This window comes from Microbulbifer maximicatervae (SeqCode) (assembly GCF_052467325.1).
The window spans coordinates 4,454,115-4,465,000 of the sequence record NZ_CP174310.1; the positions used below are offsets into that span (position 1 = coordinate 4,454,115).

The 10,886-nt window shown below is 48.0% G+C and carries 8 protein-coding genes (1 of these 8 only partly in view); 6 read left to right on the forward strand and 2 right to left on the reverse strand.

Annotated elements, in window-relative coordinates; translation table 11 throughout:
* The first annotated feature begins 12 nt into the window (after positions 1-12).
* On the forward strand, positions 13-3,078 hold the full coding sequence (locus ACJJIE_RS19940; RefSeq protein WP_444892746.1) for an efflux RND transporter permease subunit: 3,066 nt from the start codon (positions 13-15) through the stop codon (positions 3,076-3,078).
* A gap of 16 nt (positions 3,079-3,094) precedes the next feature.
* Here the strand turns inward: ACJJIE_RS19940 and ACJJIE_RS19945 are convergent, their stop codons facing one another.
* Positions 3,095-4,159 carry a helix-turn-helix domain-containing protein gene (locus ACJJIE_RS19945; RefSeq protein ID WP_444892747.1) on the reverse strand — a complete coding sequence of 355 codons (1,065 nt, stop codon included), beginning with the start codon at positions 4,157-4,159 and terminating at the stop codon, positions 3,095-3,097.
* Between the two features lie 255 nt (positions 4,160-4,414).
* Here ACJJIE_RS19945 and ACJJIE_RS19950 point away from each other — a divergent pair, with 255 nt between their 5' ends.
* Positions 4,415-5,632: a hypothetical protein gene (locus ACJJIE_RS19950; RefSeq protein ID WP_413664323.1), complete on the forward strand. Its 1,218-nt coding sequence runs from the start codon at positions 4,415-4,417 to the stop codon at positions 5,630-5,632.
* A gap of 30 nt (positions 5,633-5,662) precedes the next feature.
* Positions 5,663-6,742, forward strand: a complete 1,080-nt coding sequence (locus ACJJIE_RS19955; protein WP_444892748.1) for a DUF4785 family immunoglobulin-like domain-containing protein — start codon at positions 5,663-5,665, stop codon at positions 6,740-6,742.
* 17 nt (positions 6,743-6,759) lie between these two features.
* On the opposite strand, the gene ACJJIE_RS19960 is transcribed toward ACJJIE_RS19955, so the two are convergent.
* The gene (locus ACJJIE_RS19960) at positions 6,760-7,227 is read right to left on the reverse strand and encodes a DUF4124 domain-containing protein (protein WP_282934342.1); all 468 of its coding nucleotides are present in this window, start codon (positions 7,225-7,227) and stop codon (positions 6,760-6,762) included.
* 451 nt (positions 7,228-7,678) lie between these two features.
* On the opposite strand from ACJJIE_RS19960, the gene ACJJIE_RS19965 reads away from it, so the two are divergent.
* The 3 genes in view from ACJJIE_RS19965 to ilvC are tightly spaced (at most 22 nt apart) and all read left to right on the forward strand, a layout consistent with a single transcriptional unit that may run on beyond the window.
* Positions 7,679-9,415 carry an acetolactate synthase 3 large subunit gene (locus tag ACJJIE_RS19965; RefSeq protein ID WP_282934341.1) on the forward strand — a complete coding sequence of 579 codons (1,737 nt, stop codon included), beginning with the start codon at positions 7,679-7,681 and terminating at the stop codon, positions 9,413-9,415.
* A gap of 11 nt (positions 9,416-9,426) precedes the next feature.
* A complete protein-coding gene (ilvN, locus tag ACJJIE_RS19970) occupies positions 9,427-9,918 on the forward strand; it encodes an acetolactate synthase small subunit (RefSeq protein WP_282934340.1) in 492 nt (163 codons plus the stop codon).
* 22 nt (positions 9,919-9,940) lie between these two features.
* On the forward strand, positions 9,941-10,886 hold the 5' portion of the coding sequence (gene ilvC, locus ACJJIE_RS19975) for a ketol-acid reductoisomerase (RefSeq protein ID WP_444892749.1). It continues 80 nt past the right edge of the window; 946 of the gene's 1,026 nt are visible here — the first part of the coding sequence; the start codon lies at positions 9,941-9,943; its stop codon lies beyond the right edge, outside the window.

Sequence of the window (10,886 nt, forward strand, 5' to 3'; positions counted from 1 at the left end):
AATTTATAGGTTGTGAATTTCACAGAGATTTTCATTCGAAAGCCAGTGTTGGCCTGCGTAGTCAGCCTATTTATTTTTCTATTGGGTTTAAGGTCGCTAACGGAATTAAATGTCAGGCAGTACCCGGAACTTGAAAATGCAGTTATTACAGTAACCACCGTTTATGTTGGTGCCGACTCAGATCTAGTGCAGGGGTTTATTACTACTCCGCTTGAGCAGGAGATTGCTACTGCAGATGGTATCGATTACATGGTCTCCACCAGCGTGCAAGGTCTCTCGACGATAAACGTTTATGTACGTTTTGATTACGATCCAAATGAAGTGTTAACTCAGGTCGTTGCCAAGGTAAATAAGCTGCGCAGTGAATTGCCTGATGAATCAGAGGATTCCAGCGTGGAAATGCAGCAGGGAGAAACCACTGCTGCAATGTACCTTTCTTTTTCCTCAAATATTCTCGCTAATAATCAAATCACAGATTATCTGACACGTGTTGTTCAACCTAAATTGGCGACTATAGCTGGTGTGCAGCGAGCTCGCCTTTTGGGTGACAGTACCTTTGCAATGAGAGTCTGGTTAAAACCGACAGAGATGGCAGCATTGGAAGTCACACCTGCGGATATTTCTGATGCGCTCAGGGATAATAATATTCTGTCGGCAGTTGGTTCGACAAAGGGAACCCGTGTGGCACTGGAAATACGTGCGGACACAGATATTGCACGTCAATTGGATTTCCGCAAGCTAGTGGTTAGATCCGATGGAGATAAGCTGGTTCGTCTTGGTGAAGTGGCGGAGATAGAGTTAGGAGCTGAGTCCTATGACAGCTCTGTGACTTTTAACGGGCAGTCTGCCACTTTTATTGCTATTGAGGTGGCACCCGATGCGAACTCCCTTGAAGTTATTAAAAAAGTACGCGAGGAGTTGGAGCAGAAAATTTTTCCACAGTTGCCAGAGGGTATGCTAGGTGAAATTCCTTACGACAGTACTGAATATATTCAGGACTCCATTGAAGAGGTCGTCAAAACAATTGTTGAAGCAGTATTTATAGTAATTTTGGTGATTTATTTGTTTCTGGGGTCAGTTCGCAGCGTATTGATTCCAGCAATTGCACTACCGCTTTCTCTTGTTGGTGCATTCTTTTTAATGTTGTTAATGGGATTTTCCATCAACTTGCTCACATTACTAAGCATGGTTCTGGCAATCGGAATTGTTGTTGATGATGCCATTATTGTTCTGGAAAATGTCCATCGACATATAGAAGAGGGCTTGCCTCCAAAAGAGGCTGCGATCGTAGGGGCCCGAGAGTTGGCATGGCCTGTAGTGGCTATGACTACAACGCTAATTGCAGTATATATTCCTATTGGTTTTCTTGGTGGTTTAACCGGGACCCTATTCATAGAGTTTGCATTTTCCCTAGCTGGAGCCGTATTACTGTCTGGAGTGGTCGCTCTTACTTTATCTCCCATGATGGCCTCGAAAATATTAAAGCCTCGCGATGGTGGAGGTGCCCGGTTTGAAATTTGGCTGGAACGCCAATTTAATCGACTTCAGACGAGATTTGAAAAATCGCTCCATTCTTCTCTTGATGAGCGCCGAGTTATTTTGGTTTTCGGCTTAATTGTATTGATAAGTTGTTACTTCTTATTTGTGACGTCCCCTCAAGAGCTTGAACCTACAGAGGATAGGGGGCTTGTTCTTACAATTTCTACTGCCGATGCTTACGCAACTTTAGATTATGTTGAGCAGTACAGTGGTGAACTTAATGTCATTGCTGAGAGATTTACTGAGGTTGAAAATATTTTTCTGCTTAATGGGGCGGGCACCTTCAGTAGTGGTGTTAATAATGCGGTAGCCGGGTTTGTTTTGGCTCCCTGGGAAGGGAGAGACCGCGATACGGAAAAGATGCAGGAGTTGATTAGCAGTGATGTGCAGCAAATAGCCGGGCTAAAAATAGCCGTTGTGGTGCCACCAAGTCTGCCAACTGCGGGAGGGCAGCTTCCGGTTGAATTTGTTATCGGTTCTACAGAGCCCATGGAGAATCTGGCATCGGTGGCAAGCGATATTATGACCCGAGCCCTTGAGAGCCGAAAGTTTATTTTTCTAGATTCTGATCTGAAAATTGATAAACCAAAAATTGTAATAGAAATTGATCGTGATAAAGCGGCCAGTGTGGGTGTGGAAATGGTGGACTTGAGTCGTGACTTAGGTGCGATGTTATCCGGAGCTTATGTTAACCGTTTTTCCCTGGATAACCGCAGTTATAAAGTTATCCCCCAAGTCGAGAGAGTTGACCGCCTAACCCCTGATCAGTTGGAGCAATATTATATTCGGGCGGTAAACGACAAGTTGGTTCCTGTGAGTACTTTGATAAGGCTCACGGAAACCGTTGAACCACAGCAACTAAAGAGATTTCAACAATTAAATGCCGTCACTATTTCGGGTGTGCCACGCCCTGGGATTACGTTGGGTGAAGCATTGATGGTGTTGGATAATGCGGCTAAAGAAATCTTACCAGTCGAGTATTCTGTAGATTACTCGGGGCAGTCCAGGCAATTCAAAACTGAAGGATCAGATTTGGTGGTTACCTTTTTCTTTGCCTTGATAGTGATTTATTTGGTGTTAGCTGCTCAATTTGAATCCTGGCGCGATCCCTTGATTATGTTGGTCACCGTACCGATGAGTGTTTGCGGAGCGATGATTTTCGTCAGTCTAGGATTGACGACCCTCAATATTTACACACAAGTGGGCCTGGTTACCCTGATTGGGGTTATTTCCAAACACGGCATTCTGATAGTGGAGTTTGCCAATAAGTTACAGCTCTCAGGGCTTGATAAGCGATCAGCGATTGAGCAGGCCACTTCAATCCGTTTGCGACCGATTTTAATGACTACTGCATCTCTGGTTTTGGCGATGGTTCCATTGTTAATAGCGTCGGGGCCAGGTGGAGGAGCAAGGTTTGCAATGGGCTTGGTAGTGGCGACCGGTATGACAATTGGAACGTTATTTACTTTATTTGTCGTGCCGGCGATGTATATGTATCTTGGGCGGAATTTTGAGGCGGAGGCTGTAGCGGCCTCCTGAGTTTCTTTACACTTATTTACGCTTCGAAAATATCTCTGTCGACATTGCTGCGACGGAACTCGGAAGGGGTGACTCCCTCATGTTTTTTAAAGAAGCGGGTAAATACTGCGCGTTCGGCAAAATGAAGTTGTACCGCAATGCTTTCTACGGAATCACTGGTTGAGAGAAGGAGTTTCTTGGTCAGAGATAGCGTAACACTGTCTTTAAGCTGCTGGAATGTTACTCCCTGTTCTCTCAATCTGCGCTGTAAAGTGCGGCCACTGGTGCGGAAGTGGGCTGCGGCTTGTTTGATAGTGATTTCTTCACTGAGTAAGTGCTTCTCGAGCCAGGCTCGCAAACTGGCTGCCAGGTTATAGCTGGTTAAAGTGTTGTGTAGAACTGCTTTTAATATATTTCGGCTTTGGCTGCGAATGATTTTATGGTAACTGGGTATAGGGAAGTCCAGTATCTGGGAGCCCAGGATAATCGCATTTTCATCAGCGGAAAATTCAATTGGGCACTGGAAAATCCTCTTGTGGATAGAGTCATCTTCTGGCTTTTCACTGCGTAACTTTAATCCCCGGACCTCGGGAAACCTCGGGTTAAGAGTGCGCAATAGATCTACTCCACGACTCATCAGCATTTCAGCAATAAAATGATTGACCGGAGCGCTAAAGAGTTCCTGCTGCCAGTTGAGTGTGAGTACTTCCGCATCGGCTTCCTGGTAAGTCTGGAACCGCAGGAGGGGGGCCAGAGTTTGTGAGAGCACAATTTCTGCAGGGCGAAAGATCTCCCTCGGCCGTCTCAAGGAGGGCTGAGCTTCGATAATAGTTTCTTCAAGCCAAAGCATAATTGGGAAGCGGCTAAAGCTGAGACCTGGTGAGGTAACAGGGGATAGCGCCAGTATGCTTTCAATTAGAGCATTGAATTCACTGTAATTGAGCCATTCACTCTCTCCTGGATTCCAGCTAAATGAGAATGGCAATCGTTCAATTAGCGTCTCGGTGGGGATGCCGAGCCTGGCGGCGGCAACCACAAAGTAAGGCGCAAATATCTTGGGCACGCCGGCATGGCCGGACATATTTTTATTTTGGTCTCTCATGACTTACTGCCGTCCGGGTGGCGTTGCCGGCATCATAGCAAAGGCGCCTCAAAGCACGAGTATAAATTGAGGAATATGACGAATTGGTCGCTTCGCGTGGCGGATTCGACCCCCCTCTGGCGCCTTTAATCCTATTCCGAAATAGAGCGTAAAGGATAAGTTTTAGTCGTCTGCTGTACATTGCGTTATTCAGATTTTTTAAAACTCTTCAGTCACGAGAGTTGCCACTTACTAAAACAATAAAGGAAAATAACAATGGCACTGTCTAAAAGGCTGGGTACAAGCCTGTCTATTTTTTTCTCGGCGATAATTGGAGCTTCATCAGCGGTAGCGGAAAACTGCTATATCCTGGTTCATGGACACGGAGTCGAAGGACACACTACAAGTGAAAGTAATGATGGGAGTTTAGTGCAGCCAGCACTGGACTATTGGAGTGAGGCGGTTTTCGACGAATATTCTAGCAGTGATTTTATTGAGCAATTGTTAGTTGATGGCGGCAATTACGGCGTTGTCGGTTATAACTCAACTGATGAAGGTGAATTTCCCTACTGGCATGATGAGACTGCGGGGGAGATTGCTCGTCAAATTATAGAGATCCGCTCTGGCCAGGGAGATCGGTTTGAACACGAAAACCAGTGCTCAGCAGAGGACACTTTCTGGATTATTTCCCACAGCCAGGGTGCCGCCCAAATGATGTATATCGCGGGTAACGCTGTTGAAGGGTCCCCATACTACAATCGCGCCTACAACCAGTTCGATAGCAATACAGAAATTCAAGAAGTAAAAAAATGTTCCACGACTTGGTATGGCAGTAAATCCTGTAAAACGGTTGAAGAAGAAGTTCGAGTTGCAGGGCTTAACGAAAGCTATGCAGTGAGCGTTGATTTTGATGCGGCTATCAGCGGTGTTGCTGCAATATTCACCACAGGGGGAGCAATTACCGGAACTGAAGGCGTTGATCGGATATGTAATGGAAGCTGGTATGACGATTTGGTCAACGCACTATTTCTTGGGCGTGAGTGTTCGGCGGTTCGCTATATGCAGACTAATGATGTTTACACTGTGAGAAATTATGTGGGGACTAATCTCGGTGCGCCGGTGTACACCATTGGGGGTTATGCGGGCTTCCCAGGTGTGGAAAGTGCTACCTCCATGCTGCTGAATGGTGAGGATGACGGCTATATCAATTTAGCTTCACAAATGAACTGTTCAGGGTCAGCCAAGCGCAATCTGTGGTCAAATCTCAAAGAATATGAAACCCTGTTTGGAGTAGCATACGGCAGCGCGATTTTTTCTTGTGACAACGACAGTAAAGGCACTGCTCGATCTTACAATTTGGCCAGTATCTATACAGATCATGATGCGCAGCGTAACGGTGGCATTCTATCCCCCGATTATGATTCTATTCCCGATGGACTGGACTGTGGTTCAGGAAAGAACAGCGCGGGTAGAATCTCAGCCTGCACGAATTAACTAAAAAAATAAAAGGCTTCGGAGGTATTGATGTCTACATCAAGCAAAGATCGCTCAAAGGCCCGGTTGGCAGGCTGGGGTGTACTGGCCGTAGTTACTGGACTGGTGGGTTACTGGGCCCTGTCTGGTGGTGAAGAGGCAGCGCCCGCTGTTATAGCCAAAGCGAAAGCTGAAGAGCGATCTATCCGAAGTCGTAAGCCAGATAACGTTGAGCCGGCGGGACTGGAGAAAGAGGAAGAGGATCAGTCTGTAAAACTATGGAAGGGAATTCACTCCCTGTCCAACAAGACTGAGTTACACGAATCCCTTCTCTCGGATCTAGCCCGCTTTCATCGCTATCCGCCAGAAAACCGAGCAATTAAAACTCCTGAACAGGACCCGATTACTCAGACATTTGCGGTGGATGAAAGAACCACTCACAGTGAGGAAGGGGATTCTCTGACTATATGGACAGATGAAAAGTTTTATTTGCGTGGGGATACTATTCGGGTTTTTGCCTATCAGACCGATAGTGATGGAGATCGAGTCAGTGCTGACTTGACTGCGTTGTTGGTTTACGAAGACCAACAAGTCGTGGGTACCTTGGCTTTTAGTGATTCGGATGGAGACTTAATCTACGAGGTATTGATGGAGGCGGGCTCCTTTAATAGCCAGGTGCTGGAAGCGGGTATTTTTAAGGTCATTGTGGATACGGATATTGATGGTCTCCGCGATGCGGCAGCATTCACCCTTTCTGAGGATACGGGAAGCTATACAGGATCGCTGCGGGATTCTGTTACTGCCGATGGCAATTTATTAATTGAGGCGGAAGTCGATATCAGCAGAGAGGGGCGCTACTATTTTCAGGGCTCCCTTTATAACGATGAGCAATCCCCGATAGGCACAACGCAAAATGCTCTTGAGTTAACGGCGGGGCGGCACTGGATTCCCCTAGAGTTTTATGGGCTCTTGATTCGCGATGCCGGGCAGGACGGCCCCTATCTGGTGAAACAATTGAGTATTGCCAGGGTGACGGTACCTATGGCAAGGGATAGTGCTTTTGAGCCAGGCTATTACACTGAACGCTATAGCCTGGATCAATTTACTGATAGGCCCTACCAGGAAATGTAGGGAGAATATGGAAGGTTTTAACAGTTATCCCGGATACGTTGTTGAGCGGTAGCTATACGTTGCTGCCGTTCATCTTCACCCAATCTTCTGTAATTTCCATTTTGATCGACTTCGCGAACGCGAGAATTCGCAGTCAAGGAGTTCAGAGATTTTCGAGCTGACTCACAGCGCCTAGCGCGAAGAGCGGCTTGCATTTGCGTTACTTTTTCCTGCTCTTGCTGACGTACGTCGGGCTGCTTTTCAGGTTGCTTGGCTACGGTTCTCTTTGATAGTTCAGCTGGTTCTCGGGGACTGGCAGCCTTCTGTTCAGCTTCCCACTTTTTATACCGCTCTGACCTGGGCTTTTTGATTACGTCCACTTGAGTATTTTCTGGAGGTTGTTCACCAAAATGGACAACGCCATTCTCATCTACCCATTTATAGATGCCATCGGCTTGAGCGGTTATAGCTGTTACTGCAATCAATAGCGCCAGTAAGATACGCATGGTGCTTACCCCTTGTGTTGGTGTTCCTTCCGTCCCTTTATTGTACCGGTACTGGCGGGTTTTCCCGTAACTGTCTTAACACTTTCGCAGACACCTATTGACAGCTAGGGCTCAATTGGCAAAATCGGGGGTTTACTCAGTGACTAGATTTCACCGCACACCCGTGGTTTTGAGTCTAATCCTGATGGAACATCCTCCATCGAAATGCCACTGAGTGGCCCTCCTCACCCCTGGAGGCCTGCTAACCCTGAAGTGAACCTATATAGCTTTGCTTGGGGTTGGGTGTTTATGCGCGATCAGTTCATCCTAAAAATCGGCAGCAAAACACGCAACAGGCTGATATTTGTCACCATTTTCCCCTATAATTGCTGTCTGGCATTCTTGTCAGTAGGCGTTTTATACGTTTTCGGTGATGGCTATCCTAAAAAACAGGAAAATTGAGGAGACTCAAGTGGAATTACTTTCCGGCGGCGATATGTTGGTTCGCGCGCTGCAGGATGAAGGGGTGGATCTGATTTTTGGATACCCGGGCGGCTCAGCGTTACATATCTATGATGCTATTTTTCGGCAGAAGTCGATAAAGCATGTTCTCGTGCGCCACGAGCAGGGCGCTACCCATGCTGCCGACGGCTACGCGCGGTCTACTGGTAAGGCGGGTGTGGTACTCGTGACATCTGGTCCTGGTGCCACGAACGCGATTACTGGCATCGCAACGGCCTATATGGATTCTATTCCTATGGTGGTGATATCCGGCCAGGTACCGAGAGATAAGATCGGTGAGGATGCGTTCCAGGAAACAGATATGGTCGGCTGCTCGCGGCCGATCGTGAAGCACAGTTTTTTGGTTAAAAATGCTGAAGATATCCCTACAATCGTCAAAAAGGCATTCTTTATTGCCAATACGGGCCGCCCCGGCCCCGTAGTGATTGATGTTCCAAAGGATGTAACTAACCCGGCGGAGAGATTCCCCTACCACTACCCTGAAAAATTGCGGATGCGTTCCTATACCCCGGCCGGTAAGGGGCATAGCGGCCAGATTCGCAAAGCGATTGCTATGCTGCTGTCAGCTCGCCGTCCGGTGATTTATGCCGGCGGGGGAGTGGTGCAGGGTGGTGGCGCTGAGCTTCTCACCGAGCTGGCTAGAAAGTTGAACTACCCGGTGACTAATACCTTGATGGGACTCGGGGCGTTTCCCGGTAGTGACAGGCGTTTCTTGGGAATGCTTGGTATGCACGGCACTTTCGAGGCAAATACCGCCATGCATCACGCGGACGTTATCCTGGCTGTAGGAGCTCGTTTTGATGACCGGGTAACTAATACTCCAGGCAAATTTTGCCCGGGTGCCAAAGTTATTCATATCGACGTCGATCCGGCTTCGATCTCTAAAACGATTGTTGCCGATATCCCGATTGTGGGCACGGTTCAGGCTGTCCTTCGAGAGATGCTCGAAGCGCTGAAAGCCAATGATGAGCAGCCGGATCACTCCGCGATAGTTGACTGGTGGCGCCAAATCGATGACTGGCGTGAGCGTCACGGGCTCTACACGGCTCCTCGTTATCAGACTAATGGTGCCCTGATAATGCCGCAGGATGTGATCAAGGCGGTGTATGACATCACAGAGGGTGATGCTTTTGTGACATCCGATGTAGGGCAACACCAGATGTTTGCTGCGCAGTATTACCTTTTTGATAAGCCGCGCCGCTGGATTAACTCCGGTGGGTTGGGGACTATGGGTTTCGGCTTACCGGCAGCCTTGGGGGTGAAAATAGCTCACCCGGATAAAGAGGTTGTGTGCGTAACTGGCGAGGGAAGTATCCAGATGTGTATTCAGGAGCTTTCTACGGCTACCCAATATCATTTGCCAGTAAAAATCCTCTGCCTTAACAATCAGGCTCTCGGGATGGTGAAGCAGTGGCAGGAGATGCAATATGAAGGAAGGCTTTCCAATAGTGTTTACGAGGAATCGCTGCCTGACTTTGTGAAACTCGCCGAGGCATACGGTCACGTCGGGGTGAAAGTGGAGCGTCGTGAAGACCTACACAACAAGTTGCAAGAAGCTTTTGCAATTAAGGATCGCACTGTATTTATCGACGTGTACGTCGACCCATCTGAGCATGTCTATCCCATGCAAGTGCTACCAAATGGCTCCATGCGTGACATGTGGCTGAGCAAAACTGAGAGAACTTAAAGGGTAGGGCGATGCGTAGAATAATTTCGGTTCTGATGGAGAATGAGCCTGGGGCATTGTCCCGTGTTGTTGGCTTGTTTTCCCAGCGTGGCTACAACATTGAAAGCCTCACCGTGGCGCCTACTGAGGATGCGACTTTATCGCGTCTCACTCTGGTGACGATTGGTGACGATCACAAGATTGAGCAAATTACCAAGAACCTAAACAAGCTTATTGATGTTGTGAAATTGGTGGACCTCACTGAAGGCTCTCATATCGAGCGGGAGCTGCTATTGGTGAAAGTGCGAGCCAATGGTGCCCAGCGCGATGAGGTGAAGCGCAGTGTCGATATTTTTCGCGGGCAGATCGTCGATGTCACCAGCAGTATGTACACGGTACAGGTGGCAGGAACCGGCGAAAAACTCGATGCGTTCCTACAGGCGCTGGGGGAACACACAATTATGGAAGTGGTGCGATCCGGAGTTTCCGGGATTGCCCGCGGTGAAAAAGTATTAAGTGTATAGAGCAAAAAGCAGGAATTGAGCGATGCAAGTTTATTACGACAAAGATTGTGACCTTTCTTTAATTCAGGGAAAAACAGTAGCCATTATTGGTTATGGATCTCAAGGTCATGCCCATGCCAATAACCTGAAAGACTCTGGTGTAGCGAATGTTGTTGTTGGGTTGCGCGAGGGGTCTGCTTCCTGGAAAAAGGCTGAAGGCGCGGGCTTGAAGGTAGCTGAAGTTGTCGATGCGGTGAAAGATGCCGACGTGGTTATGATTCTCGCTCCGGATGAATACCAGGCGAATATTTACAAAGAGCAAGTTGCTCCAAATTTAAAGTCTGGTGCAGCACTGGCTTTCGCGCATGGTTTTAATGTGCACTTTGAATTGATTGAGCCTCCAGCGGATGTCGATGTCATTATGGTTGCTCCCAAGGGGCCCGGCCATACCGTTCGATCGACCTACCTTGAGGGAGGCGGTGTCCCTACCTTGATTGCGGTTTATCAGGATGCGACAGGCAAAGCAAAAGACTTGGCGCTGTCTTATGCCTCAGCTAATGGTGGTGGCCGCTCAGGTATTATTGAAACCAATTTCCGCGAAGAGACTGAAACAGATCTCTTCGGTGAGCAGGCTGTTCTGTGTGGGGGTGTTTCCGCGCTTGTAACGGCTGGTTTTGAGACTCTAGTAGAAGCCGGCTATGCTCCGGAAATGGCGTATTTTGAATGTCTGCATGAGTTGAAGCTGATTGTCGACCTGATGTACCAGGGGGGCATTGCCGATATGCGCTACTCTATCTCCAATACTGCAGAGTATGGTGACTACGTAACGGGCCCGCGTATTGTTACGGAAGAAACCAAGGAAGAAATGAAACGGGTTCTTAAAGATATTCAAACCGGTAAGTTTGCCAAAGACTTTATGCTCGAGTCCCTGGCGGGGCAGCCGCGCCTGAAAGCTGAGCGTCGCATTGGCAGCGAACACGAGATTGAGC